Source organism: Stenotrophomonas sp. HITSZ_GD, from assembly GCF_029543105.1.
Lineage (GTDB): Bacteria > Pseudomonadota > Gammaproteobacteria > Xanthomonadales > Xanthomonadaceae > Stenotrophomonas_A.
The window spans coordinates 89921-114381 of record NZ_JARQXB010000007.1 but is presented as its reverse complement, the minus strand read 5'-3'; the positions used below and the strand labels follow the sequence as shown (position 1 = coordinate 114381).

At 69.7% G+C, this 24461-nt stretch carries 26 protein-coding genes; 21 read left to right on the top strand and 5 right to left on the bottom strand.

Features of this window, described 5'->3' with window-relative positions; all coding sequences use genetic code 11:
* Positions 1–6 precede the first annotated feature (6 nt).
* The 14 genes from sufB (at position 7) to P6166_RS09180 (ending at position 14140) form a co-directional block, all read left to right on the top strand.
* A complete protein-coding gene (sufB, locus tag P6166_RS09245; RefSeq protein WP_277764172.1) occupies positions 7–1470 on the top strand; it encodes a Fe-S cluster assembly protein SufB in 1464 nt (487 codons plus the stop codon).
* Positions 1470–1877 carry a lysozyme inhibitor LprI family protein gene (locus P6166_RS09240; RefSeq protein ID WP_277764171.1) on the top strand — a complete coding sequence of 136 codons (408 nt, stop codon included), beginning with the start codon at positions 1470–1472 and terminating at the stop codon, positions 1875–1877. The genes sufB and P6166_RS09240 overlap by 1 nt, the downstream gene beginning before the upstream one ends.
* Positions 1878–1919: 42 nt before the next feature.
* Entirely contained in the window at positions 1920–2681 is a 762-nt protein-coding gene (gene sufC, locus P6166_RS09235; protein ID WP_277764170.1) for a Fe-S cluster assembly ATPase SufC, read from the top strand.
* Positions 2681–3943 (top strand): Fe-S cluster assembly protein SufD, encoded by a 1263-nt coding sequence (sufD, locus tag P6166_RS09230; protein WP_277764169.1) that lies wholly within the window; start codon positions 2681–2683, stop codon positions 3941–3943. Before sufC ends, sufD begins: the two co-directional genes overlap by 1 nt.
* Positions 3940–5187 (top strand): cysteine desulfurase, encoded by a 1248-nt coding sequence (locus tag P6166_RS09225; protein WP_277764168.1) that lies wholly within the window; start codon positions 3940–3942, stop codon positions 5185–5187. Before sufD ends, P6166_RS09225 begins: the two co-directional genes overlap by 4 nt.
* A gap of 69 nt (positions 5188–5256) precedes the next feature.
* Positions 5257–5793, top strand: coding sequence for a GNAT family N-acetyltransferase (locus tag P6166_RS09220; RefSeq protein ID WP_277764167.1), 537 nt, complete (start codon positions 5257–5259; stop codon positions 5791–5793).
* Positions 5790–6122 carry a non-heme iron oxygenase ferredoxin subunit gene (locus P6166_RS09215; protein ID WP_277764166.1) on the top strand — a complete coding sequence of 111 codons (333 nt, stop codon included), beginning with the start codon at positions 5790–5792 and terminating at the stop codon, positions 6120–6122. Before P6166_RS09220 ends, P6166_RS09215 begins: the two co-directional genes overlap by 4 nt.
* Before the next feature lie 245 nt (positions 6123–6367).
* Complete coding sequence (locus P6166_RS09210; protein ID WP_277764165.1) at positions 6368–8659, top strand: catecholate siderophore receptor Fiu; 2292 nt, start codon at positions 6368–6370, stop codon at positions 8657–8659.
* 70 nt (positions 8660–8729) lie between these two features.
* Positions 8730–9422 (top strand): Fe2+-dependent dioxygenase, encoded by a 693-nt coding sequence (locus tag P6166_RS09205; protein WP_277764164.1) that lies wholly within the window; start codon positions 8730–8732, stop codon positions 9420–9422.
* Between the two features lie 71 nt (positions 9423–9493).
* Positions 9494–10132 carry a PepSY-associated TM helix domain-containing protein gene (locus P6166_RS09200; RefSeq protein WP_277764163.1) on the top strand — a complete coding sequence of 213 codons (639 nt, stop codon included), beginning with the start codon at positions 9494–9496 and terminating at the stop codon, positions 10130–10132.
* A 20-nt stretch (positions 10133–10152) separates the two neighbouring features.
* Positions 10153–10665, top strand: coding sequence for a DUF2271 domain-containing protein (locus P6166_RS09195; protein WP_277764162.1), 513 nt, complete (start codon positions 10153–10155; stop codon positions 10663–10665).
* Between the two features lie 31 nt (positions 10666–10696).
* A complete protein-coding gene (locus tag P6166_RS09190; RefSeq protein WP_277764161.1) occupies positions 10697–11515 on the top strand; it encodes a DUF4198 domain-containing protein in 819 nt (272 codons plus the stop codon).
* A gap of 49 nt (positions 11516–11564) precedes the next feature.
* Positions 11565–12548 carry an FAD:protein FMN transferase gene (locus P6166_RS09185; RefSeq protein ID WP_277764160.1) on the top strand — a complete coding sequence of 328 codons (984 nt, stop codon included), beginning with the start codon at positions 11565–11567 and terminating at the stop codon, positions 12546–12548.
* Positions 12545–14140 carry a flavodoxin domain-containing protein gene (locus P6166_RS09180; protein ID WP_277764159.1) on the top strand — a complete coding sequence of 532 codons (1596 nt, stop codon included), beginning with the start codon at positions 12545–12547 and terminating at the stop codon, positions 14138–14140. The genes P6166_RS09185 and P6166_RS09180 overlap by 4 nt, the downstream gene beginning before the upstream one ends.
* Here P6166_RS09180 and P6166_RS09175 read toward each other — a convergent pair.
* Positions 14137–14748 carry a HutD family protein gene (locus P6166_RS09175; RefSeq protein WP_277764158.1) on the bottom strand — a complete coding sequence of 204 codons (612 nt, stop codon included), beginning with the start codon at positions 14746–14748 and terminating at the stop codon, positions 14137–14139. The genes P6166_RS09180 and P6166_RS09175 overlap by 4 nt on opposite strands.
* A 183-nt stretch (positions 14749–14931) precedes the next feature.
* Positions 14932–15282, bottom strand: a complete 351-nt coding sequence (locus P6166_RS09170) for a ComEA family DNA-binding protein (protein ID WP_277764157.1) — start codon at positions 15280–15282, stop codon at positions 14932–14934.
* 196 nt (positions 15283–15478) lie between these two features.
* Here P6166_RS09170 and P6166_RS09165 point away from each other — a divergent pair, with 196 nt between their 5' ends.
* The 4 genes from P6166_RS09165 to murU all read left to right on the top strand — a co-directional run bounded on the left by P6166_RS09165 (position 15479) and on the right by murU (position 19099).
* On the top strand, positions 15479–16972 hold the full coding sequence (locus tag P6166_RS09165) for a M20 family metallopeptidase (protein WP_277764156.1): 1494 nt from the start codon (positions 15479–15481) through the stop codon (positions 16970–16972).
* A gap of 63 nt (positions 16973–17035) precedes the next feature.
* Positions 17036–17305: a GlsB/YeaQ/YmgE family stress response membrane protein gene (locus P6166_RS09160; protein ID WP_277764155.1), complete on the top strand. Its 270-nt coding sequence runs from the start codon at positions 17036–17038 to the stop codon at positions 17303–17305.
* A gap of 58 nt (positions 17306–17363) precedes the next feature.
* Positions 17364–18389: a phosphotransferase gene (locus tag P6166_RS09155; RefSeq protein ID WP_277764154.1), complete on the top strand. Its 1026-nt coding sequence runs from the start codon at positions 17364–17366 to the stop codon at positions 18387–18389.
* Positions 18386–19099 carry an N-acetylmuramate alpha-1-phosphate uridylyltransferase MurU gene (gene murU / locus P6166_RS09150; protein WP_277764153.1) on the top strand — a complete coding sequence of 238 codons (714 nt, stop codon included), beginning with the start codon at positions 18386–18388 and terminating at the stop codon, positions 19097–19099. Before P6166_RS09155 ends, murU begins: the two co-directional genes overlap by 4 nt.
* Before the next feature lie 70 nt (positions 19100–19169).
* Here the strand turns inward: murU and hda are convergent, their stop codons facing one another.
* The 3 genes from hda to P6166_RS09135 are packed head-to-tail and all read right to left on the bottom strand — an operon-like array spanning position 19170 to position 22137.
* On the bottom strand, positions 19170–19856 hold the full coding sequence (gene hda / locus P6166_RS09145; protein ID WP_277764152.1) for a DnaA regulatory inactivator Hda: 687 nt from the start codon (positions 19854–19856) through the stop codon (positions 19170–19172).
* Positions 19853–21022, bottom strand: coding sequence for an AI-2E family transporter (locus P6166_RS09140; protein ID WP_277764242.1), 1170 nt, complete (start codon positions 21020–21022; stop codon positions 19853–19855). The genes hda and P6166_RS09140 overlap by 4 nt, the downstream gene beginning before the upstream one ends.
* Positions 21022–22137 carry a DUF2066 domain-containing protein gene (locus tag P6166_RS09135; RefSeq protein ID WP_277764151.1) on the bottom strand — a complete coding sequence of 372 codons (1116 nt, stop codon included), beginning with the start codon at positions 22135–22137 and terminating at the stop codon, positions 21022–21024. The genes P6166_RS09140 and P6166_RS09135 overlap by 1 nt, the downstream gene beginning before the upstream one ends.
* A 140-nt stretch (positions 22138–22277) precedes the next feature.
* Here P6166_RS09135 and purM point away from each other — a divergent pair, with 140 nt between their 5' ends.
* From purM to purN, 3 genes are read left to right on the top strand one after another with little or no spacing between them, the layout of a single operon-like run.
* Positions 22278–23306: a phosphoribosylformylglycinamidine cyclo-ligase gene (gene purM / locus P6166_RS09130; protein ID WP_345781869.1), complete on the top strand. Its 1029-nt coding sequence runs from the start codon at positions 22278–22280 to the stop codon at positions 23304–23306.
* A 9-nt stretch (positions 23307–23315) separates the two neighbouring features.
* Positions 23316–23756: a hypothetical protein gene (locus tag P6166_RS09125; RefSeq protein WP_277764149.1), complete on the top strand. Its 441-nt coding sequence runs from the start codon at positions 23316–23318 to the stop codon at positions 23754–23756.
* On the top strand, positions 23753–24424 hold the full coding sequence (purN, locus tag P6166_RS09120) for a phosphoribosylglycinamide formyltransferase (RefSeq protein WP_277764148.1): 672 nt from the start codon (positions 23753–23755) through the stop codon (positions 24422–24424). The genes P6166_RS09125 and purN overlap by 4 nt, the downstream gene beginning before the upstream one ends.
* Positions 24425–24461: the final 37 nt, after the last annotated feature.

Sequence of the window (24461 nt, the reverse complement as noted above, 5' to 3'; positions counted from 1 at the left end):
GCCCCCATGGCCACCGAAGAAGTCACCATCCCGCCGCAGAACGCCGAGATCCTCGAACGGCTCGGCCGCCGCTACGAGGCGGGATTCGTCACCGACATCGAGTCCGATTCGCTCCCGCCCGGCCTGGACGAGGACATCATCCGCGCGCTGTCGGCCAAGAAGCACGAGCCGGAGTGGATGACCGAATGGCGCCTGTCGGCCTACCGGCACTGGCTGACCATGCGCGAGCCGCACTGGGCCAAGCTGGAGATCGCACCGATCGACTTCCAGGCCTTGAGCTACTACTCCGCGCCGAAGGGCCCGAAGTACAAGTCGCTGGACGACGTGCCCAAGGAACTGCTCGACACCTACGACAAGCTCGGCGTGCCGCTGCACGAGCGCGCCAAGCTGGCGGGCGTGGCGGTGGACGCGGTGTTCGACTCGGTCTCCGTGGGCACCACGTTCCGCAAGGAGCTGGCCGAGAAGGGCATCATCTTCTGCTCGATGTCCGAAGCTATCCAGGAGCATCCTGAGCTGGTGCGGCAGTACCTGGGCAGCGTCGTGCCAGTGGGCGACAACTATTTCGCCGCGCTGAACTCGGCCGTGTTCTCCGATGGCAGCTTCGTGTTCATCCCCAAGGGCGTGCGCTGCCCGATGGAGCTGAGCACCTATTTCCGCATCAACGCCGGCCACACCGGCCAGTTTGAGCGCACGCTGATCGTGTGCGAAGACAAGGCCTACGTCTCCTACCTGGAAGGCTGCACCGCGCCGATGCGCGACGAGAACCAGCTGCATGCCGCGGTGGTGGAACTGGTCGCGCTGGAAGATGCCGAGATCAAGTACTCGACCGTGCAGAACTGGTACCCCGGGGACGAGGAAGGCCGTGGCGGCATCTACAACTTCGTGACCAAGCGCGCCGAGTGCCGCGGCGCGCGCGCCAAGGTGACCTGGACGCAGGTCGAGACCGGCTCGGCGATCACCTGGAAGTATCCCTCCTGCGTGTTGCTGGGCGACGACTCGATGGGCGAGTTCCACTCGGTGGCACTCACCCACCACCGCCAGCAGGCCGACACCGGCACCAAGATGATCCACGTCGGCAAGCGCACCAAGTCGAAGATCGTCAGCAAGGGCATCAGCGCCGGCCGCGGGCAGAACACGTATCGCGGCCTGGTGAAGGTGGACCGCAACGCCGACGGCGCGCGCAACTACACCCAGTGCGATTCGCTGCTGATCGGCAAGAAGTGCGGCGCGCACACCTTCCCCTACATCGAGGTGAAGAACCCGGGCGCCACCGTCGAACACGAGGCCACCACCTCCAAGATCAGCGAAGACCAGCTGTTCTACTGCCGTGCGCGCGGCATCAGCGAGGAAGACGCGGTGTCGATGATCGTGGACGGCTTCTGCAAGCAGGTGTTCCGCGAGCTGCCGATGGAATTCGCGGTGGAAGCGAAGAAGCTGCTGGAAGTGAGCCTGGAAGGGTCGGTCGGATGATGCGCGCCGCCGCTTTCCTCGCCCTGGCGCTGTCGGCCGCTGCGCCCGCCGCGGCGCAGTCCATCGCCTGCAATCCGGCCGGCAACCAGGCCGAAATGAACCAGTGCGCGTTCGACGACCTGCGCAAGGCCGACGCCGAGCTCAATGCCACCTATGCCCAGGTGCTGGCCAAGCTGAAAGGCCAGACCGTGGCGCTGGCCCGGCTCAAGACCGCGCAGCGCCTGTGGGTGCAGTTGCGCGATGCCGACCTGGCCGCGCAGTTCCCCGTCGCCGACAAACAGGACCCGCGGGTGACCTACGGCTCGATCTATTCGATGGACCGCGCCGGCGCCCAGGCCGAATTGACCCGCCAGCGCACCGCCTACCTGCGCAAGCAGTTCCTCGCCCCCGCGGGCGAAGGCCGCTGACGCACGCCCCGCCTTCTCTTTCCGCATTGCGAAGCAAACATCATGTTGAAGATTGAAGACCTCCACGCCAGCGTCGCCGGCAAGGAAATCCTCAAGGGCTTGTCGCTCGACGTGCAGCCGGGCCAGGTGCACGCGATCATGGGCCCGAACGGCGCCGGCAAGTCCACGCTGGGCAACGTGCTCTCCGGTCGCGATGGCTATGAGGTCACCGCGGGCACCGTCGAGTTCGACGGCAAGGCCCTGCTGGACCTGGAGCCGGAAGAACGCGCCGCCGCCGGCCTGTTCCTGGCGTTCCAGTACCCGGTGGAGATCGCCGGCGTGAACAACACCTACTTCCTGCGCGCCGCGCTCAACGCGCAGCGCAAGGCGCGGGGGCAGAAAGAGCTGGACTCGATGCAGTTCCTGAAGCTGGTCCGCCAGAAGCTGGCCGTGCTGCACCTGAAGGACGAACTGCTGCATCGCGGCGTCAACGAAGGTTTCTCGGGCGGCGAGAAGAAGCGCAACGAGATCTTCCAGCTCGCCGTCCTGGAGCCGAAGCTGGCGATCCTCGACGAGACGGACTCGGGCCTGGACATCGACGCGCTGAAAACCGTGGCCGATGGCGTCAACGCGCTGCGCTCGGCCGACCGCTCGTTCCTGGTCATCACCCACTACCAGCGCCTGCTCGACTACATCAAGCCGGACGTGGTGCACGTGCTGGCCGATGGCCGCATCGTGCAGACCGGCGGCCCGGAACTGGCGCTGGAGCTGGAGAAGCACGGCTACGCCTGGCTCAAGGACCGCGTGGCGCCGGAGACCGTCTGATGAGCGCCCTGCTCGACTCCCTCGCCGCCGGCTTCCATGGTGATGCAACGCGCCAGGCCGTGCTGGACGAAGCGCTGCGCGACGGCCTGCCCGGCGCGCGCAGCGAAGCGTGGAAGTACACCCCGCTGCGCGCGCTGGAGCGCCGCAGCTTCACCGCCTCGCCGGCCGAGGTCGCCGCGGTCGATCCGCAGCGCCTGGCCGACATCCCGGCGCCGCGGCTGGTGTTCGTCAATGGCCGCCATGCACCGGCGCTGTCGCAGCTGGAGGGCCTGCCGGCGGGCGTGACCCTGCAGCCGCTGTCCGCCGCGCTGGCCGGTGGCGAGGAAGCCGCGCGTTTTCTCGGCCGCCGCTACACGCAGGCCGACGAGGTCTTCGCGCGACTCAACGCCGCGCTCGCCGAGGAAGGCGTGCTGCTGCGCGTGGAGGAAGGCGTGCAGGTCGAAGCGCCGGTCCACCTGGTCTTCGTCAGCGCCGCCGGTGCGGGCGACCTGGCCTGGCATCCGCGGCACCTCGTCGAGCTGCGCCGCGATGCCGCCCTCTCGCTGCTCGAGCACCACCTGCAGGCCGGCGAGAACGCGCACCTGGGCAATGTGGTCGCCCATGTCCATCTCGCCCAGGGCGCGCGGCTCTCGCATGCCCGCGTGCAGGAGGAGAGCGCGGCGTTCACCTCGCTGCTGCGCACCGATGCGGTGCTGGCGCGTGACGCCGTGTACCGCCGTATCGACCTGGAACTCGGCGCCGGCCTGAGCCGCCATGAACTCAACGTGCGCCTGGAAGGCGACAACGCCCGTCTCGACGCCAACGGCGTGCTGCTGGGCAATGGTCGTCGCCATATCGATACCCGCCTGGGCATCGAGCACATTGCACGCGATACCTCTTGCGGGCTGCTGTGGCGCGGCGTGGGCACCGACCGCAGCCGCGTGGTCTTCCACGGCGGCATCCGTATCCGCCCGGGTGCCGATGGCACCGATGCGCGGCTGTCGAACAAGAACTTGCTGTTGTCGGCGAACGCCGAGATCGATACCCAGCCGGTGCTGGTGATCGATGCCGACGAGGTCCAGGCCGCGCACGGCGCCACCGTGGGCCAGCTCGACGCCAACGCCCTGTTCTACCTGCGCTCCCGCGGGCTGCCGCAGGCACAGGCACAGGCGTTGCTGAGCGCCGCGTTCTGCCACGAGCCGCTATCCGGGCTGCCGGAAGGCCTGGCGGGTTTGCTCGCCGCGCGGCTGGATGCCGCACTGTCGTCGGCGGGGGTGGCATGAACGCGCCACTCGTCGCGCCGGTGACCGCCACGCCCGACTGGGCGCGCGTGCGCAGCGATTTCCCGCTGCTGATGCGCCAGGTCCATGGCAAGCCGCTGATCTATTTCGACAACGCGAACACCGGGCAAAAGCCGTTGCCGGTGATCGCCGCGACCGACGAGTTCTACCGCCGCCAGAACGCCAACGTCAGCCGCGCCGTCCACGCGCTCGGCACCGAGGCGACGGAGGCCTACGAAGGCGCGCGCGAAAAGCTGGCGCGCTTGCTCAACGTGCGCGGCGACGAACTGGTGCTGTGCAGCGGCACCACGTTCGCGATCAATTTGGTCGCCTATTCGTGGGCGCTGCCGCGCCTGAAGGCCGGCGACGTGATCCTGGTCTCGCGCATGGAGCACCACGCCAACATCGTGCCGTGGCAGCTGGTGGCCGAGCGCACCGGCGCCAGGATCCGCGTGGCCGAGATCCATCAGGACGGCACGCTGGACCTGGAAGCGCTGCGCGCGGCGATGACGCCCGAGGTCAAGCTGCTGGCGCTGGCGCACGTGTCCAACGTGCTCGGCACGGTGAACCCCGTGCGCGAGATCTGCCGCGAGGCGCGCAAGCGTGGCATCGTCACCGTCATTGACGGTTCGCAGGCGGTGCCGCATCGCCGCGTGGACGTGGCGGCCATCGGCTGCGACTTCTACGCGCTCACCGGCCACAAGATGTGCGGCCCCACCGGCACCGGCGCACTGTGGGCGCGTCGCGAGCACCTCCAGGCCATGCCGCCGTTCCTCGGCGGCGGCGAGATGATCAAGGAGGTCAGCTTCGAAGGTACGGTGTTCAACGAACCGCCGCACAAGTTCGAGGCCGGCACGCCGAACATCGCCGGCTTCGTCGGCCTGGGGGCGGCGGTGGATTACCTCGAATCGGTGGGGCTGGAGCACATCGAGGCGCGCGAAGCCGAGCTGCTGGCGCACTTCACCGAAGAACTGCAACGCATCGACGGCCTGCGCATCATCGGCACCGCGCCGGACAAAGCGGCCGTGGTGTCGTTCCTGCTCGAGGGCGCGCATGCCCACGACCTCGCCACCTTGCTCGACCTGGAGGGCGTGGCCGTGCGTTCGGGCCAGCACTGCGCCCACCCGCTGCTGCAGTTCTACGGCGTGGCGGCAACCTGCCGGGCTTCGCTGGCGTTCTACAACACGCACGAGGAGATCGAGCGTTTCATCGTCGCCTTGCGCAAGGTGCGGCAGCTGCTGGGCTGAGCGACGGCCGGGATGGGCGGCTGCCGGCGCGGCCTGCCCGCGCCGGCAGCGCGCGGCTACAATCGCGCCATGCACACCCTGACTTTCCGTACCGCCACCGTCGCCGATATCGACGCCCTCGTGGCGCTGGTGACCTCCGCCTATCGCGGCGACGCCAGCCGCGTCGGCTGGACCACCGAGGCCGACCTGCTGGACGGCACCCGCATCGACCCGGACATCCTGCGCCAGGACATCCTGCGTGATCGCAGCCTGGTACTGCTGGCCGAACGCGATGGCGAGCTGATCGCCTGCGCGCACATCTCCGACGAGGGCGACGCCGGCTATTTCGGCATGTTCTCGGTCAGCCCCACGCTGCAAGGCAGCGGTGTCGGCAAGCAGCTGATGCGGGAGGCCGAGCGCATCGTGCGGGAGCAATGGGGCCATGCGCTGATGCGCATGACGGTGATCGACGTGCGCGCCGAGCTGATCGCCTTCTACGAGCGTCGCGGCTATCGCCGCACCGGCGTGATCAAGCCCTTCCCGTACGGCGACGCGCGCTTCGGCATTCCCCTGCGCGACGACCTGCGCTTCGAGGTGCTGGAAAAGACGCTGGACGCCGCACCATGAGCGCGAACTGGACCTTCGTCTGCGCCACCGCCGAACTGCTGCCCGGCGAGTCGAAGAACGTCTGGGACGAGGTGACCGACACGCCGATCGTGGTGTTCAACCTCGACGGGGCGTACTACGCCTTGGAGGATCGTTGCAGCCATGAGGACTACGAACTCTCTCCGGGCACCTTCGACCCGGCCGAGGGCAGCATCGAGTGCCTGCTGCACGGCGCGCGCTTCGATATCCGCGATGGCCGGCCGCTGTGCCCGCCCGCGTACTCGCCGGTGGCCAAGTTCCCGGTGAAGGTCGAGGACGGCGGGGTCTGGACCCGAGACGACCGGGAGTAACGACAGGGGCCCGCCGGCCCCCTTTTCGTTTGCAGGGTTAATGGCTTCCAAGGGGGCACGCCCGTCGGCTGCCCAGGCCAATTTCGCCCGATCAGTGCGAATGCCATTGCAAACGATTCGCATTTGCCCAAGAATGGCGCGCCGCGTCGCCAGCCTTGCCAGCCACGGCACGCCTTTTCATTGCCCGACACCCTGCCCGCCCCGCGCGGCCGTTGTGTCGCCTCGTCGACAGGATTCGCAGACCCATGAGCATCAAGAGCCGCAAGCACGTTCTTCCCCGTTCCGCGGGCGCCACGACCCTCACCGCGGCCGCGCTGCTGCTGGCCGCGCCGCTGGCCCACGCCGATGCCGCGGACAATGCCAAGACGCTGGACAAGATCGACGTGCAGGCAGACCGCGCGAAGCGCTACCTCGTGGAAGCGCCTTCCTCGCCGAAGTTCACCCAGCCGCTGCAGGACACCCCGCAGACGGTCAACATCATCAGCAAGGACCTGTTCAACGAGCAGGGCGCCACCACGCTGACCGAGGCACTGCGCAACAGCCCCGGCGTGGGCACCTTCTACGTCGGCGAGAACGGCAACAGCAGCACGGGCGATACCGTCTACATGCGCGGCTTTGACAGCTCCTCGAGCATCTTCGTGGACGGCATCCGCGATCTCGGCTCGATCTCGCGCGACGTGTTCAACATCGAGCAGATCGAAGTCACCAAGGGGCCGGCCGGCACCGACAACGGCCGCAGCGCGCCGACCGGCGCGATCAACCTGGTGACCAAGCAGCCGTTCGGCGCCAATGCCACCACCGCCTCGCTCACGGGTGGCGTGGACGGGCAGCGTCGCCTCACCGCCGACTGGAACCACACGCTCGGCAACCCGGGCGCGGCATTCCGCCTCAACGTGATGGGCCAGGACAGCGATGCGGTCGGCCGCGACCACGTCGAGAACAAGCGCTGGGGCGTGGCACCCTCGCTCGCGTTCGGCCTGGATGGCGACACGCGCTACTACATCGACCTGGTGTACGTGAAGCAGGACAACATCCCCGACGGCAGCGTGCCCACCATCGGCCTGCCGGGGTATTCGTCGCCCGATCCGCTGCGCCCGTGGCTGGCGACCGCGCCCAAGGTCGACCCGGAGAATTTCTACGGCACCCGCCACGACCATGACGACGTGGAATCGAAGATGGCGACGTTCCGCTTCGAGCACGACTTCTCCGATGCGTTGAAGCTCACCAATACCGCGCGTTGGGGCCGCAATGAGCAGGATTACATGCTCACCGCGTTCATGGTGACCGCAGCCAACCTGCTGACGCCGAACCGGAATGATCCGTCCACCTGGACCCTCGCGCGCAGCACGCCGACCTTCAAGGACCAGCAGTACACGATCCTCACCGACCAGTTGAACCTGCGCTGGGACTTCACCACCGGCGCGGTCGTGCACAACCTGAGCACCGGCGTGGAAGCCACGCGCGAGGAGTTGGAGAGCTGGGGCGTGGCAACGCGCAGCGGCGCGTGGCCGGCGGCGCACCTCTACGCGCCGGACTGGAACGTCGACGGCCTGGTGTGGGGCCGCAACGGTGCACATTCCAAGGGCCGCACCACCACCTACTCGGCGTATGCGTTCGACACGCTCAAGTTCGGCGAAAGCTTCCTGGTGACCGGCGGCGTGCGCCTGGACCGCTACGACACCGACTTCGACAGCCTGGTGGCCTGCGGCGGTCGCGGCGGCCCGGCCTGCGGTACGCAGCCGACCGGCACCATCGTGCCGGGCGTGACTGCCAGCGCCAAGGACACGCTGTTCAACTGGAAGCTCGGCGCGGTGTACAAGGCCAGCGAAGACGTGAGCCTGTATGCCAACTACGCCGTCTCGCAGCAGCCGCCGGGCGGCAGCGCGCTGGAGCTGAGCACCGCGGCCAACAACCTCAACAACCCCAACCTGGACCCGCAGAAGGCCAAGACCGCCGAGATCGGCACCAAGTGGAGCTTCTTCGACGAAGGCCTGCTGCTGTCGATGGCGTTGTTCCGCACCGACGTGACCAACGAGATCGCGCCGGACCCGACCAACCCGAACATCTACTACCAGACCGGCGAGAAGCGGGTGGAGGGCGTGGAGCTGTCGGCGGTGGGCCGGATCAGCGAGCACTGGTCGGTGTCGGCTGGCTATACCAAGATGGATGCGCAAGTCGAGGAAGGCGCGAAGGTGTCGCAGGACGGCACCACCGACCTGAGTTACACCCCGGACAGCGCCTTCACCGCATGGACGACCTACACCCTGCCCTTCAACCTCACCATCGGCGGCGGCGTGCGCTACAGCGGCGAGATGAAGCGCGGCACCGACGGCGCGATCGGCACGCCGGCGTTCGTGAAGTCGTACACGGTGTGGGACGCGGTGGTGACCTATCCGTTCAACGATCACTTCGACCTGCGCTTGAATGCCTACAATCTGTTCGACAAGGAATACGTGGCCGGCATCAACAAGAGCGGTTACCGCTACAGCCCGGGGGCGCCGCGCACCTTCACGCTGACGGCCAACCTGCGCTTCTGATCGGGCGCGTCAGGGTGAAGTGATCCAGGACGCCCTCGTCGCGAGGGCGTCCGCAGGCGGGGAGAACACGATGCTGCTGCACATACCGGGAATCCTGAGCGCCGAGGAAGTGGCGCGCTTCCGTCGCGCGCTGGAGGCGGCGGAGTGGACCGACGGCCGCGAGACGGTCGGCGTGCAAGGCGCGCAGGTCAAGCGCAACCTGCAACTACCCGACGCTTCGCCAGTGAAGCAGCAGCTCGGGCAGGCGGTGCTCAACGCGCTGGCGCGCAGCCCGGTGTATTTCGCCGCCGCACTGCCCCTGCGTACGGTGCCGCCGCGCTTCAATCGCTATGAAGGCGGGGGTCACTACGGCTTCCATGTCGATGGTTCGGTGATGACCATCGGCGGCGGGGACGGCCAGCCGCCGCTCAGCGTGCGCAGTGACTTGTCGTGCACGCTGTTCCTGAGCGAGCCAGAGGAATACGAGGGCGGCGAGTTGATCGTCCACGATACGTACGGCGAGCACGAAGTGAAGCTGCCTGCCGGCGATCTGATCCTCTACCCCTCCAGCAGCCTGCACCGCGTGGCGCCGGTGACGCAGGGCGCGCGCCTGGCATCGTTCTTCTGGGTGCAGAGCCTGGTGCGCGATGGCCAGCAGCGGCAGATGCTGTTCGAGCTGGATGGCGCGATCCAGTCGCTCACGCAATCGGGCGCCGATCGCGACGCCCTGCTGCGGCTCACCAACGTCTATCACAACCTGCTGCGCGGCTGGTCGGAGACCTGAGCCAGAGCCCTCCAATTGCGATCCATTCTCAATTGAATAGAATGACGCCCTCCCTCCCCGGTGACGCTGGCTTGTCCGATTCCTCCTCCGATCTCGCCACGCAGCAGCAGCGCCGCGGTTTCTGGTTGCGTACGTTGCACCAGTGGCACTGGATCAGCTCGGCGATGTGCCTGGTCGGCATGCTGCTGTTCGCGGCCACCGGACTGACGCTCAACCACGCGGCGCTGATCGAGGCCAAGCCCCGCGTGAGCAACTACCAACTCACCTTGCCGGCGCCGATCCTGCAGCGCCTGCGTGGGCCGGAAGAAGGCCAGGCGCCGCTGCCGGCGCCGGTGGCGGGCTGGCTGTCGGGCGAACTGTCGCTGCGGCTGGCCGGGCGGCAGGCGGAGTGGTCCGCCGAAGAGGTGTACGTGTCGATGCCGGCGCCGGGCGAGGACGCCTGGTTGAGCATCGCGCGCGACACCGGCGCGGTGGAATACGAGCGCACCGAGCGCGGCTGGATCTCCTACTTCAACGACCTGCACAAGGGTCGCAACGCGGGCCCGGCGTGGGGCTGGTTCATCGACCTGTTCGCCCTGGCCTGCCTGGTATTCGCCATCACCGGCCTGTTCCTGCTGCACATGCACGCGCGGCAGCGGCGCATGACCTGGCCGCTGGTCGGCCTGGGCCTGCTGCTGCCGCTGCTCATCGCCCTGATCCTCATCCACTAGCCCCCCACGGAGCCACGTCCATGCGCACCCCGCTCACCCTCGCGATCACCAGCTTCGGCCTGGTCGCCACCCCGGCTTACGCCGCCACGCTCGAGGTCAACGTCGAGATTCCCAAGCTGGATGTCGCCGAGTACCACCGGCCGTACGTGGCGGTGTGGATCGAGGGCGCCGACGCGCAGGTCGCACGCAATCTGGCGGTCTGGTACCAGCTGCGCGGCACCGCCGAGGGCCACGGCACCAAGTGGCTGCCGGACCTGCGCCAGTGGTGGCGCAAGAGCGGGCGCAGCGTGCAGTTGCCGATCGACGGCGTGAGCGGCCCGACGCGTCCGGCCGGCACCCACGCGCTGTCCTTCGGCGAGGCGCAGCTGCAGGGCCTGCCGGCCGGGCAGTACACCGTGGTGGTGGAAGCCGCGCGCGAGGTCGGTGGCCGCGAGCTGCTGAAGGTGCCCTTCCAGTGGGGCGGCGGCGCGCAGCAAGGCAAGGCCCAGGGCAGCACCGAGCTGGGCGCGGTCAGTGTCGCGGTTCGTCCGTAATCCGTCTTCCGTCATTCGCAAAGGAGTTCCGATGAAGCGTTCCGTCCTGACCGCCGCCTTCGCCGCGGCCACGCTGCTCGCGCTGGCGCCCGCCGCCTTCGCCCACAAGGCCTGGCTGCTGCCCTCGCAGACCGTCATCGCCGGCGAAAGCCCGTGGATCAGCGTCGACGCGGCGGTGTCCAACGACCTGTTCTATCTCAACCACGTGCCGCTGCGCCTGGACGGCCTGGTGATCACCGCCCCGGACGGCAGCCAGGTGCAGCCGCAGAACGCGGCCACCGGCAAGTTCCGCAGCGTGTTCGACGTGGAGCTGGCGCAGCCGGGTACGTATCGCCTGAGCGTGATCAACCGCGGGCTGATGGCGAGCTGGAAGCAGGCCGATGGCAAGCCCAAGCGCTGGCGCGGCGACGAGGCCGCCTTCGCCGCGGAAGTGCCGCAGGATGCGCAGGACCTGCAGGTGTCCCAGCAGTACGGCCGGGTGGAAACCTTCGTCACCAACGGCGCGCCCAGCCAGACCGCGCTCAAGCCGAACGGCCAGGGCCTGGAGCTGGTGCCGGTGACCCACCCGAACGACCTGTTCGCCGGCGAGGCGGCGACGTTCCAGCTGCAGATCGACGGCAAGCCGGCGGCCGGGCTGGCGGTGGAAATCGTCCGCGGCGCCACGCGCTATCGCAATACGCAAGGCGAGATCAAGGTCACCACCGATGCGCAGGGCCGCTTCAGCGTCACCTGGCCGGAGGCGGGCATGTACTGGCTGGAGGCCGATACGCAGGACAACAAGACCACCGTGAAGCAGGCCAAGCAGCGCCGCCTGAGCTACGTGGCTACGCTCGAGGTGCTGCCGCAGTAAGGCGATTGCGCGGCGGCCCCGCGCCGCCGCGCTTGCCGCGCCTGTCTCCATGTCGTCCGCCACTCTTCTCGATCGCGAAGTCGCCGCCCTCGGCGGCGCCACCATGGGCACGCGCTGGCACGTGCGCCTGGCCGTGCGTCGCGGCCGCGACCTGCACGGCCTGCATGCGGGCATCCAGGGCGTGCTCGACGACGTCGTCGCGCAGATGAGCCAGTGGGAAGCCGGCTCGGCGATCAGCCGCTACAACGGCGCCGCCCGGGGAACCCGGCACCGCCTGCCCGCCGGCTTCGCGCACGTGATGTCGGTGGCGCTGGAAGTGGCGCAAGCCAGCGGCGGGGCGTTCGACCCCACGCTCGGTCCGCTGGTGGCGCTATGGGGCTTCGGCGCTTCGCGCGGCCCGCTGCGCGTTCCGTCGGACGCCGAGCGCGAGGCGACCGCACAGCGTATCGGCTGGTCGCGGCTGGTTTGGGATGCGAACAGCGCCGAGCTGCTGCAACCGGGCGGGTTGGCGCTGGACCTGTCAGCGATCGCCAAGGGCTACGGCGTGGATGCGGTGGCCGCCTACCTGCAGCATGCCGGCGTGGACGCGGCGCTGGTGGAAGTCGGCGGCGAGCTCTTCGGCTATGGCGACAAGCCCGATGCCCAGCCCTGGCGCGTGCTGGTCGAATCGGCGCCTGAAGAAGACGCCGCGTCCGCGCTCCCCCCGCGCGTGGTGGCGTTGCGGGGACGCGCCATCGCGACGTCCGGTGATCGCTGGCACCACTTCGACGCCGGCGACGAACGCTACTCGCACACCTTCGATCCCCGCCTGCGCCGCCCCGTGCCGCGCGCGCCGGCGGCGGTGAGCGTGGTCGCGGCCGATGCGACGCACGCCGATGCGTGGGCGACCGCGATGACGGTGCTGGGCCCGGAAGAAGGCCTGGCGCTCGCGGAACGCCTCCATCTGGCCGTGCGCTTTCTCTCCCGCGACGGCACGGGCTTGCGCGAACGGCTGAGTCCCGCCTTCGAGGCGCTGCTGGAGGCGACCCCGTGAACCCGCCGTGGGCGTGGCGCGCCTGGCTGGGCAACGCGGCGGTGCTGGCACTGCTCGCCGTGGCCGGGTACTGCCTGCAGCGCCTGCATGCGGGCGCTGCCTGGTGGCCGGGAACGGCGCTGCGCTGGCAGTGGCAGGCGGCGGCCGGCAGCGTGCTGGCCTACGCCGCGCTGTGCGGCGCGGTCGCCTGGCGCGCGCGACCATCTCGGCCGGCGCCCGGCGGCGGCGCGCCGCTGATCGTGGCGTGGGCCAGCCAGACCGGCTTTGCTGCCGAACTGGCCGAACGCAGCGCCCAGGCCCTGCGCGCCAGCAGCGTACCGGCGCAGGCGATGCCATTGCAGGCGCTGGATGCGGAAACACTGCGCACCGCCGAGCGCGTGCTGTTCGTGGTGAGCACGACCGGCGAGGGCGATCCGCCCGACCATGCCCTGGCCTTCCTGCGCCGGACCGCGCCGCGTATCCAGGCCCTGCCGAAACTGCGCTACGGCATGCTCGCCCTTGGCGACCGCAGCTACGACGACTTCTGTGCCTTCGGCCGCCAGCTCGACGAGTGGCTGTCCCGCCACGGCGCGCACACGTTGTTCGACCGCGTCGAGGTTGACAACGCCGACCCCGGCACCTTGCGTCATTGGCAGTACCTGCTCGGGCAACTCGGCGACGGCACCGCCCAGGCCGACTGGGAACGCCCGCAGTACCAGCCCTGGCGACTCGACGCGCGCGAGCGCACCAACCCCGGCTGCGACGCGGGCGCGGTCTTCCGCCTGTCGCTACAGCCGGCGCAGGGCGAGCGGCCCACGTGGCAGGCCGGCGACATCGCCGAGATCGGTCCGCGGCACGCCAGCGTGGCGGTCAGCCGCTTCCTGGCAGCCCACCACCTTGACGGCGACCGCCTCGTGCACGGCGAACCCCTGCGCGACTGGATCGCCCGCTCGCAGTGGCAGGACATCACCGACGGCCCGCTCGAGCGCTGGGTCGACGCATTGCAGCCGCTACCGCATCGCGAATATTCCATTGCCAGCATCCCCGCCGAACATCGCCTGGACCTGCTGGTGCGCCGGCAGCTCGGCCCGGATGGCCGGCCGGGCCTGGGCAGCGGCTGGCTCTGCGAGCATGCCGCGGTCGGCGGCACCATCGCCTTGCGCCTGCGTACCAACCCCGGCTTTCATCCGCCGGCCGACGCGCGCCCGCTGATCCTCATCGGCAACGGTACGGGCATCGCGGGCCTGCGCGCCCACCTGGCTGCGCGTATCGAGGCCGGGGCCACGCGCAACTGGCTGTTGTTCGGCGAGCGCCACGCGGCGCACGACAATCACTTCGCCCACGACCTCCAGCGTTGGCAGGAGACGGGCGGAATCGAGCGGCTGGACACGGTGTATTCGCGCGACGGCGGCCGCCATCGCTACGTGCAGGACGCGCTCGCCGATGCGGCGGAAGCCCTGCGTGCATGGATCGGCGCCGGCGCGTCGCTGTACGTCTGCGGTAGCCTGCGCGGCATGGCCCCGGCGGTGGATGCGGTGCTGGAGCAGGTGCTCGGCGCCGACGTTCGCGAAGCGCTTTTGCTGGCGGGCCGCTATCGCCGCGACGTGTACTAGGCGGCAGCGTCCGCCGCAGCCGGTTCGATGCGGATCGCGAGCAGCTCACCCGCGCCATGCAACGCGTAACGCGTGCGCGGGCCCGCCCCCAGCCACGCGGTGTCCCCGCTGGCCAGCGGTGGCAGCGCAATCGCCGATTCGAAGCGCGCCTGCCCGCCTAGCAGGTGGATCGCCCAGGCCACGCCCGGCTCGCTGAAGAACAGCATCGGCCCGACCAGTGGCCGATGCAGCAGCGTCGTGCGCAGCAGGTCGCGACGCCACATCAGGTTGAAATCGTGGGTGGGGCCATCGACCAGCTCGCCGCGCAGCGCGGCCTCGCCCGGGAACCGCAGCCGCTGATGCGGCGGCAGCAGCGTGACCGCCTCGCCGCTGTCGAAGCACAGGCGCACGCCGTTACCGTGCAGCAGCACGAGTTCGCGTTCGACGCCGGGGAACGCGGAAAAGTCCGAATCCTGTTCGATCTCGGCGATGGACAGGCGCAGCGCCCAATCCTCGCCCGGCGGCCCGTGCCGCAGGATCTCGCGCGTCCAGCCCTGCTGGTTGCGCCAGCGCTCGCGGCGATACTCGTGGGCGGGAATGACGCAGCTGGGCGTGTTCAGGAAATCCATGCGGGCATTCTGCCGCATGGCCCGCCACTGCGGGACGCCCCAAAAAGAATCGCCCGGCGGCACGTCCTGTGCGACACCGGGCGGTCACGTCCTTGTCGGCATCCAGCCTTCCCCTAGACTTCCTGCCTAGATGGCGCTCGGCCACGCATCCTGCGTCGAGCCGTATCCCTGCGATCCCTGTTCCTACTGTCTCGTGACCGGCTCCGCCGGTGCGCTTGTCGCCGTCTCCTGCGCCTTCACTGGCGCTTTCCCGGGCGCGCTTCCCGCGCCGACCTCGATGAGGTCCCGATTCCGTTCGACGGTACTCAGTCCGATCCCTTTGACCTGCGCCAGGTCCTCGGCGCTCTTGAAGGGCCCGTGGGCTTCACGGTGCTCGACGATGGCCTTGGCCTTGGAAGGCCCGACATTCACCAGCACCTGATCCAGCTCCTCGGCGCTGGCACTGTTGATGTCGACCTTTGCGCCTGCCATGGCGGGGATCGACAGCAGCAGCCCGAACGCCAGGGCCCTTACGGCTACGGCAAAAGACTTCATTGCGACACTCCTTGTGACTTGGTTGGATAAGCCGTCGTTCCTTCCGGCCCAGCCAGTGTCCCGCGCCACATGAACCCAGCCTATCGCTCGGCGCGAGTGTGCACAGCAGGTAAAGAGCGTGACTCCGTGTAGGAAAATCCCTACCCCCGGTCGCGGGCGTAGAATGGGCGCTTTCGCATTCACCGGAGTTTTCCCCATGGACAGCGCCAAGATCGGCCAATACCTCAGCGACAAATGGGACCAGGACATCGTGCCCCAGCTGGTCGAGTACATCCGTATCCCGAACAAGTCGCCGATGTTCGACGCCGACTGGGTCCAGCACGGGTACATGGACCAGGCCGTGACGCTGATGGAGACCTGGGCGCGCGCGCAGCATATCGAGGGGTTGAAGGTCGAAGTGGTGCGCCTGGAAGGCCGCACGCCGCTGATCTTCCTGGAAATCCCGGCCACCGGCGCGGAGACGGGCGAGGACACCGTGCTGCTCTACGGCCACCTGGACAAGCAGCCGGAAATGACCGGCTGGGACCCGGACCTGGGCCCGTGGACGCCGGTGCTGCGCGGGGACAAGCTCTACGGCCGCGGTGGCGCGGACGATGGCTACGCGATCTTCGGCTCGCTGGCCGCCGTGCAGGCGCTGCGCGAGCAGAACCTGCCGCACGCGCGCTGCGTGATCCTGATCGAAGCGTGCGAGGAATCGGGCAGCTACGACCTGCCGGCCTACGTCGACCACCTGGCCGACCGCATCGGCAAGCCGTCGCTGGTGGTGTGCCTGGACTCGGGCTGCGGCAACTACGACCAGCTGTGGTGCACCACCTCGCTGCGCGGCCTGACCGGCGGCAACCTCACCGTGAAGGTGCTGGAGGAAGGCGTGCATTCGGGCGACGCCTCCGGCGTGGTGCCCTCCAGCTTCCGCCTGCTGCGCCAGCTGCTCTCGCGCATCGAGGACGAGAAGACCGGCCGCATCCTGCTCGAAGGCCTGCATGTGGAAGTGCCCGAAGAGCGCTTGGGCCAGGCGCGCAACGCCGCGCAGGTCCTGGACACGGCGATCTTCGACAAGTTCCCGCTGGTCAAGGGCCTGCAGCCGATGAGCGAGGACCTCACCGAGCTGGTGCTCAACCGCACCTGGCGCCCGGCGCTGTCGGTCACCGGCGTGGGCGGCATGCCGCCGCTGGAGTCGGCCGGCAACGTGCTGCGCCCGCAGACCGCGGTGAAGCTCTCGCTGCGCCTGCCGCCCACCGCCGATGGCAAGAAGTGCGGCGAGCTGCTGAAGGAAGCGCTGCTGCGCGACCCGCCGAACGGCGCGCACGTCACGCTCGACCTGGAGAAGGCTTCCACCGGCTGGAACGCCCCGGCGATGGCGCCGTGGCTGACCCAGGCCATCGACGACGCCAGCCAGGCGTTCTTCGGCAAGCCGGCGATGTACATGGGCGAAGGCGGCTCGATCCCGTTCATGGGCATGCTGGGCGAGAAGTTCCCCGGCGCGCAGTTCATGATCACCGGCGTGCTGGGCCCGCATTCCAACGCGCATGGCCCCAACGAGTTCCTGCACATCCCGATGGGCAAGCGCGTGACCGCGTGCGTGGCCAAGGTGATCTCCGAACACCACGCCGCCTGCCTGCGCGGTGAGACCAGCGGCTCGCCGGTCGCCGCCGACAGCGGCACGCGCCACGGCGGCCACGGCTGCTGCTGAGGACGATGACGGACGCAGCCCGGCCTTGCTAGGCTGCGTCCTTCCCTTCGACGGATCGCGCACATGGGTGGCCTGTTCGGCAGCGACAGCTGGCTCTACATCATCCTGGTCGGCTTCGTGGTCGGCTTGCTCGCGCGCTTCGTCTCGCCCGGCCCGCAGCGGCTGGGCTGCCTGCTGACCATCGTGCTGGGCATCGCCGGCGCGGTGCTCGCGGGCTGGTTTGGCCAGCACATGGGCTGGTACCGCGCCGGCGAGCCGGCCGGGTTCCTCGGCGCGCTGCTCGGCGCCGTCGCCATCCTGGCGTTGCTGCGGCTCTTCAGCGGCCGCCGCTGACCCTGTCCCCTTCTACCCGCCGGCGCCCGCGCCGCGCCTGCCCGTGCCCGAGCCGACGATGTCCCACGTTCCCGAACACGACCCGCGCGCCACGCCGCGGCTGCAATGGACCCGCCAGGTGCTGGGCGATGCGTCCGCCACGCTGGCGCGCGCTTCCGTCGATGCCGGCATGCGCAGCTACTGGCGCAGCGAAGCCGCCGGCCAACCCAGCCGCATCGTGATGGATTCGCCCCCCGGCCTGGACGATCCGCGTCCGTGGCTGCGCATGCGCGAATTGCTGCTCGGCGGCGGCGTGCGCGTGCCGCAGGTGCTCGCCAGCGACCTCGACGCCGGCTTCCTGCTGCTGGAAGACCTGGGCGGGCCCACGCTGGCCCAGGTGCTGGAAGACGACAATGCCGACGCGCTGTTCGATGGCGCCATCGCGCAGCTGTTGCGCCTGCAGCGGATCGCGCCGCCGGAAGGCATGGGCGAGTTCGGCGAGGCGCTGCTGCAGCGCGATGCGGGGCTGTTCGAGGAATGGTTCCTCGTCCGCCATCTCGGCATCACCCTGGCATGCGACGAGTCCGACCTGCTGGAGCTGGCGCAGCGCCAGCTGATGGACAACGCGCTGGGCCAGCGCAAGGTGCTGGTGCATCGCGACTTCATGCCGCGCAACCTGATGCCGGTGGACGACGGCCCCGCGGTGCTGGATTTCCAGGACTGCGTGCGCGGCCCCATCGCCTACGACCCGGTGAGCCTGTTCAAGGACACCTCGGTGAGCTGGCCGCTGGCCCGCGTGGACGGCTGGCTGCAGCGCTACCACGCCCGCGCGCAGGACGCCGGCCTGCCGGTGCCCCCGCTGGAGCGCTTCCTGCGCGACGCCGACTGGATGGGCGTGCAGCGCCACCTCAAGAACCTGGGCATCTTCTGCCGCCTGCATTACCGCGACGGCAAGAGCTGGTACCTGGCAAACATCCCGCGCTTCATCGCCTACCTGGACGAAGTGCTGCCGCGCCACGCGCAGCTGCAGCCGCTGCAGGAACTGCTGGAAACCAAGATCAAGCCGGCGCTGGCCGAACAGGCGGCACGGGCGGTCGCCTCGTGAAGGCGCTGATCTTCGCCGCCGGGCTCGGCGAGCGCATGCGGCCACTGACCACGCACACGCCCAAGCCCCTGTTGGAGGCGGGCGGCAAGCCGCTGATCGCATGGCACCTGGAAAAGCTGGCGGCGATCGGCGTGCGCGAGGTGGTGGTGAACACCTCGTGGCTGGCGGCGCGTTTCCCGGAAGTGCTCGGCGATGGCGCGCGCTTCGGCGTGCGGATCGACTACGTCCACGAAGGCGACACCCCGCTGGAAACTGGCGGCGGCATGCTCAATGCGCTGCCGGTGCTGGGCGATGCACCGTTCCTGCTGGTCAACGGCGACGTGTGGAGCGACTACGACTTCGCGCGTCTGCCGCGCGAACCGCGCGGGCTGGCGCATTTAGTGATGGTCGATCCCCCCGTGCAGGCGCCAGGTGGCGATTTCGCGCTGGACGAGAACGGCGCGCTGCGCCGCGACGGCAGTCGGCGGCTGACGTACTCGGGCATCGGCGTCTATCGCCCGCAATTGCTGGCCGACTGGCGCGCGCACGCCGACGCGGACGCGGGGCTGGCGCCGAATGGCAAGCCGCGCTTCCGGCTGGCGCCGATCCTGCGCGCGCACATGGACGCCGGTCACGTGAGCGGCGAATACCATGCCGGCCAGTGGACGGATGTCGGCACGCCGCAGCGGCTGGCGGAGCTGGACGCGCAGCTGCTTCCCCCGTCCCTGTAGGAGCGGCTCAGCCGCGACCGTCGCAAGTCGGTGTCGTCACATACCGGCGATGCGACGTGGAGGCGTCCGGCTACAGCACGCTGCGCAGGAACGGCACCGTGATCCGTCGTTTGGCCGCCAGCGACTCGCGGTCCAGCCGGTCGAGCAGCGCCACCAGCCCGGCCAGGTCACGGCCGCTGTGCGTCAGCAGCCATTCGATCGCCGCATCGTCGATCACCAGCCCGCGCCGCTGCGCGCGCTCGCGCAGCACCGCCGCGCGGCCGGCATCGTCCAGCGCCGGCAGGCCGATGCGCACGCACTGCGACAAGCGCGAACGCAGGTCCGGCAGCGCCAGCGGCAGGCCATCGGGCATCGCCCGCGCGGTATACAGCAGCACCACGCCCGCCGCGCGCGCGCGGTTGTGGAAGTCGAACAGCGCCACCTCGTCCTCGCGCTGCCCGGCTATCGCGTCCAGCCCGTCCAGCGCGATGACCTCGTGCCCTTCCAATGCCTCCAGCGCCTCGCGCAGCCGTCCGGCGGCCGCCGCCAGCGGCAGGTAGGCCGCGCGTCGGCCCGCCTGCTCGGCCGCCGCGCACAGCGACAGCGCCAGGTGCGTCTTGCCGCTGCCGGCGGGGCCGGCCAGGAACATCCAGTCCGAACGCGCGCCCACGGCGATCGCGCGCAGCTGCGCGATCACGCCCTCCGGCGCACCCACGTAAGTTTCCAGTCGCTGGTCCGGCGGGTAGCGCAGGGCCAGCGGCAACTGCGGCACGCTCACGGCTGGTTCGGATCCTTCGGCACTTCGATCACCACCGCCTCGCTCGCGCGCGAGGCCAGCACGATCTCCGGCGCCCGCGTGCCGGCGTACAGCTCGCTTTCGGTGTAGCGCGCATGCGCGTAGCGCAGCAGCACGTTGGCCACCGCCGCCACCGGCAGCGCCAGCAGCATGCCCAGGAAGCCGAACAGCTGGCCGCCGGCCATCACCGCGAAGATCACCGCCACCGGGTGCAGGCCGATCTTGTCGCCGACGATGCGCGGCGTCAGCACGTAGCTCTCCATCAGCTGGCCGACGGTGAACACCACGCCCAGGCCGATCAGCAGCTTGAGGTCGAAGCCCTGCGCCTGCACCAGCGCGGCGATCACCGCCAGCACCACGCCGGTGGTCGCGCCCAGGTACGGGATGAAGCTGATGAGGCCGGCGATCAGGCCGATCAGCAGGCCCAGCTTCAGGCCGATCAGCGACAGGCCGGCGGCATAGATCACGCCCAGCGCGATCATCACCAGGAACTGGCCGCGGATGAAGGCGCCCAGCACGTCGTTGGATTCCAGCGCCAGGCCGGTGGCCGTGCCGATGTACTTGCGCGGGATCACCGCCGCCACGCGCTCGACCAGCTTGTCCCAGTCGCGCAGGAAGTAGAACGTCAGGATCGGCAGCAGCGCTAGGTTGACCACCCAGGTCACCATCGCAAAGCCCGAGCGCGAGAGGTAGCCGAAGAAGGTCTTGGCCACGCCGCCGGCCTGGTCCCAGTGGCTGCGGATCCACTCGATCAGCCGCTCCGGGTCCAGCCAGTTCATCAACTCCAGCCCGGTCTTCTGCTCGATCCACGGCACCGCGGTGCCGATGAACCAGTCGCGCATCTGCGGCAGCGCGTTGATCAGGGTGACGATCTGGCGCTCGATCATCGGCACCAGGATCATCATCGCCAGCACCACCAGCAGCACCATCAGTACGAACACCAGCGTCACGGCGACGTTGCGCGAACGCCCGGCGCGCTCGATGCGGTCCACCAGCGGGTCGCCCAGCCAGGCCAGCAGCAGTGCCAGCACGAAGGGCGTCAGCACCGGCGCCAGCAGCCAGATCACCCACAACACGCCCAACGCCACCGCGGCCCACTTGAGCCTGCGCAGGAACTGGGCGATCTCCGCTTCCGGGGTCAGGGGGATCATTTGAGGCGATACTCCATGCGCTCGCCTTCCAGCCGCACGGGGCCGTCGGTCGGCATGGCGACAGCCTCGATCGGGCTGTCCGGGCCCAGCATGCGGTTCAAGCCGGCCGGGCCGGTCAGCAGGTCCAGGTCCAGCTCCAGGCGGTCGCCGGAGGCCGTCACCGGGCGGATCGCCCGCACCACCGAGACGTTCTGCAGCGCGGCGGAGACGCGCAGGTAGTCATCGGCGCTGCGCAGGCCGGTGATCACCGCGCGGTAGGTGCCGGGCACGCCGCTGTCGACCTTCTTGGCGTAGCGCTTGACCAGCGCGTCGGCCGCGCCGTCGGCACCGCCGGCCATCGCGCGGCGCGCGTCGGCGTCGGTGGTGGTCCACGTGGAAAGCACCTTGCCGTCGTCCACGAACGCCCAATCGGCGCTCCAGCCGCCTCCTGTCGCGCGGTAGAGCTTGCCGATCAGCTGCATCGGCGGGCTGTAGCGGGAAGAGGCGCGCGCCACGGCGGCGGTGTCCTGGCGCCAGATCGCGCCGACCAGCGCCTGCTCGGCGGCATCGCCCCCCGGCAGGCCGAGGCGGTAGCCGCGCTCGATCGCCCGGTCGAGTACGCTGCGCGCGGCGTTGGACTGCTGCACGCCCACCAGGCGCGGGCCGCTGCCGTCGTCGATGGCCAGCCACAGCACCGGCTTGGGGCGCGGCTGCGGCCACACCGGCAGGCCCAGCGCGGCGACCAGGCCGTCCACGTCGTCCTGGCGGAAGCGCGCCACCAGCACCGTGCGGAACGTGGGCGCACCGCTGGGCGAGGTGCCCTGGTCCTGGCGGTAGTCGTAGTGATCGACGTAGTTGCCGGCATTGCGCAGCGCCTGGCCCACGCCGGGGCGGCCCATCACGCTGCGGTCGCCGGAGAGCTTGGCCAGCACGCTGCCCAGCGCGCGCGCCAGCGCGCCGGCGCGGTCGCCCTCGCTCTGGCTGTTCACGGGCACCTCGGCCTCGTAGGCCCCTTGCGCCTTGGCGACGTCGCCCTCGGTACGCAGGTCGGCCTGGGCGGCGGCCATGAAGGGGGCCAGGCAGCCGGCCAGGAGCAGAAAGAGGGCAAGACTGCGGCGCATCGCGGGTTCCATTGCTGGGCTCATCCGGGGGAATTGTTGCCCGAATGCCCCCCGCGCGCCAACGCCGCAACGTCGGCTGCTAAAATCCACGGCCTTGCCGCCGAAGCCCCCACCCCACCGTGACCAGCCAGAACTCCTCTACTCCCGCGCCACTGACCTACCGTGAGGCGGGTGTCGACATCGATGCCGGCAATGCCCTCGTCGAGCGCATCAAGCCGCTGGTCAAGCGCAGCTTCCGCCCGGAGGTGATGGGCGGCCTGGGCGGTTTCGGCGCGCTGTTCGACCTGTCCGGCAAGTACAAGGAGCCGGTGCTGGTCTCCGGCACCGACGGCGTGGGCACCAAGCTCAAGCTCGCCCAGCAGCTGGGCCGGCACGACACCATCGGCATCGACCTGGTCGCCATGTGCGTGAACGACGTGCTGGTGCAGGGCGCCGAGCCGCTGTTCTTCCTCGATTACTTCGCCACCGGCAAGCTGGACGTCGATACCGCCGCTTCCGTGGTCGGCGGCATCGCCCGCGGCTGCGAGCTCTCCGGTTGCGCGCTGATCGGCGGCGAAACCGCCGAGATGCCGGACATGTACCCGCCGGGCGAATACGACCTGGCCGGCTTCTGCGTGGCGGCGGTGGAGAAATCCAAGCTGCTGGACGGCGCCGGCGTGCGCGCCGGCGACACGCTGATCGGCATCGCCTCCAGCGGCCCGCATTCCAACGGCTATTCGCTGGTGCGCCGCATCTACGAGCGCGCCGGTTCGCCGGCCGACCACGTGCTGGAAGACGGCACCCGCCTGATCGACGCGCTGATGGCGCCCACCGCGCTGTACGTCAAGCCGGTGCTGTCGCTGCTGGCTTCGCACGGCGAGGCGATCCACGGCATGGCGCACGTCACCGGCGGCGGCCTGACCGAGAACATCATCCGCGTGATCCCCGAAGGCCTGGGCCTGGACATCCGCGCCGGCAGCTGGCCGCTGCCGCCGGTGTTCCAATGGCTGCAGCGCGAGGGCGCGGTGGCCGACAGCGAGATGTGGCGCACGTTCAACTGCGGCGTGGGCTTCGTGCTGGTCGCCGATCCGGCGCAGACCGCGGCGCTGGAACAGGCGATCGACGCCCTCGGCCTGGCGCATTGGCGCATTGGCGAAGTGGTGGAAGCCGCCGACGGCGGCGAGCGCGTGCACATCGGCTGAGCCGGGCTGATGGCCGCGATGCCGCCCCTCCCGCCGCCGGTCGCCGCCCCCACGGCGGACGACCTCTCGCAGCTGCGGCTGCTGGCCATCTTCCACTACGTGGTGGCCGGCCTGACCGCCCTGTTTGCGCTTTTCCCGGTGATTCACCTGACGCTGGGAATCATGCTGGTGAGCGGCGCGCTGCCACACGACGATCCCGGCGCCAGGCTCGGCGGCTGGTTCTTCATCGTCTTCGCCAGCGCCCTCATCCTGTGCGGGCTGGCCCTGGCCGGCGCGATCGCCCTGGCCGGACGCAACCTGCAACGCCATCGCGGGCATACCTACTGCATGGTCGTCGCGGCCCTGTCCTGCATGATGATGCCGTTCGGTACGGTGCTGGGCGTGTTCACCCTCATCGTGTTGCTTCGGCCCGGCGTGAAGGCCCTCTTCGAAAGCCCCTCCGCCCCATGACCGCACGACTCGCCGTGCTGGCCTCCGGCCGCGGCAGCAACCTGCAAGCCATCCTCGATGCGATTGCGGCCGGCACGCTAGATGCCGAGGTGGTGGGCGTGTTCTCCGACAAGCCCACTGCCGCTGCGTTGCAGAAGGTGCCGGCGGAGCGTCGCTGGGCCGCCAGCCCGCGCGATTACGCCGACCGCCAAGCGTTCGATGCCGCCCTGGGCGACGCCTTGGCGGCCAGCGGCGCGGACTGGATCGTCTGCGCCGGCTACATGCGCATCCTGGGCGAGGCGCTGGTGCGCCGCTTCGACGGGCGCATGGTGAACATCCACCCGTCCCTGCTGCCGCGGCACCGCGGCCTGCACACGCATGCCCGCGCGATCGAGGCCGGCGACGCCGAACACGGCGCCAGCGTGCATTTCGTCATTCCCGAGCTGGACGCCGGCGCCGTACTGGCGCAGGCGCGCGTGCCGGTGCTGCCCGGGGACGATGCCGCCACCCTGGCCGCGCGGGTGCTCGCACGTGAACACCCGCTGCTGATCGCCAGCCTGTGCCTGCTCGCCAGCGGCCGGGTGCGCGAGGCCGGCGGACAACTGATGCTGGACGGTCAGTGCCTGTTTACGCCATTGCGACTAGATTCCGCCGGACATCTACGGGAAGCGGCCGACACATCGCCGTGACCTGCCCTCCGTCATCCTGAAGGCTTCCTTCCTGCCC

Bases quoted from the DNA above. Each gene is read 5' to 3' on its own strand.
- P6166_RS09195 (WP_277764162.1), top strand. From the start codon at position 10,153: ATGCGCACCCCGCTCACCCTCGCGATCACCAGCTTCGGCCTGGTCGCC.
- sufB (WP_277764172.1), top strand. From the start codon at position 7: ATGGCCACCGAAGAAGTCACCATCCCGCCGCAGAACGCCGAGATCCTC.
- P6166_RS09215 (WP_277764166.1), top strand. From the start codon at position 5,790: ATGAGCGCGAACTGGACCTTCGTCTGCGCCACCGCCGAACTGCTGCCC.
- sufD (WP_277764169.1), top strand. From the start codon at position 2,681: ATGAGCGCCCTGCTCGACTCCCTCGCCGCCGGCTTCCATGGTGATGCA.
- P6166_RS09210 (WP_277764165.1), top strand. From the start codon at position 6,368: ATGAGCATCAAGAGCCGCAAGCACGTTCTTCCCCGTTCCGCGGGCGCC.
- P6166_RS09190 (WP_277764161.1), top strand. From the start codon at position 10,697: ATGAAGCGTTCCGTCCTGACCGCCGCCTTCGCCGCGGCCACGCTGCTC.
- P6166_RS09175 (WP_277764158.1), bottom strand. From the start codon at position 14,748: ATGGATTTCCTGAACACGCCCAGCTGCGTCATTCCCGCCCACGAGTAT.
- P6166_RS09205 (WP_277764164.1), top strand. From the start codon at position 8,730: ATGCTGCTGCACATACCGGGAATCCTGAGCGCCGAGGAAGTGGCGCGC.
- sufC (WP_277764170.1), top strand. From the start codon at position 1,920: ATGTTGAAGATTGAAGACCTCCACGCCAGCGTCGCCGGCAAGGAAATC.
- P6166_RS09220 (WP_277764167.1), top strand. From the start codon at position 5,257: ATGCACACCCTGACTTTCCGTACCGCCACCGTCGCCGATATCGACGCC.
- P6166_RS09225 (WP_277764168.1), top strand. From the start codon at position 3,940: ATGAACGCGCCACTCGTCGCGCCGGTGACCGCCACGCCCGACTGGGCG.
- P6166_RS09125 (WP_277764149.1), top strand. From the start codon at position 23,316: ATGGCCGCGATGCCGCCCCTCCCGCCGCCGGTCGCCGCCCCCACGGCG.
- purN (WP_277764148.1), top strand. From the start codon at position 23,753: ATGACCGCACGACTCGCCGTGCTGGCCTCCGGCCGCGGCAGCAACCTG.
- P6166_RS09165 (WP_277764156.1), top strand. From the start codon at position 15,479: ATGGACAGCGCCAAGATCGGCCAATACCTCAGCGACAAATGGGACCAG.
- P6166_RS09170 (WP_277764157.1), bottom strand. From the start codon at position 15,282: ATGAAGTCTTTTGCCGTAGCCGTAAGGGCCCTGGCGTTCGGGCTGCTG.
- P6166_RS09155 (WP_277764154.1), top strand. From the start codon at position 17,364: ATGTCCCACGTTCCCGAACACGACCCGCGCGCCACGCCGCGGCTGCAA.
- P6166_RS09160 (WP_277764155.1), top strand. From the start codon at position 17,036: ATGGGTGGCCTGTTCGGCAGCGACAGCTGGCTCTACATCATCCTGGTC.
- P6166_RS09185 (WP_277764160.1), top strand. From the start codon at position 11,565: ATGTCGTCCGCCACTCTTCTCGATCGCGAAGTCGCCGCCCTCGGCGGC.
- P6166_RS09135 (WP_277764151.1), bottom strand. From the start codon at position 22,137: ATGGAACCCGCGATGCGCCGCAGTCTTGCCCTCTTTCTGCTCCTGGCC.
- P6166_RS09240 (WP_277764171.1), top strand. From the start codon at position 1,470: ATGCGCGCCGCCGCTTTCCTCGCCCTGGCGCTGTCGGCCGCTGCGCCC.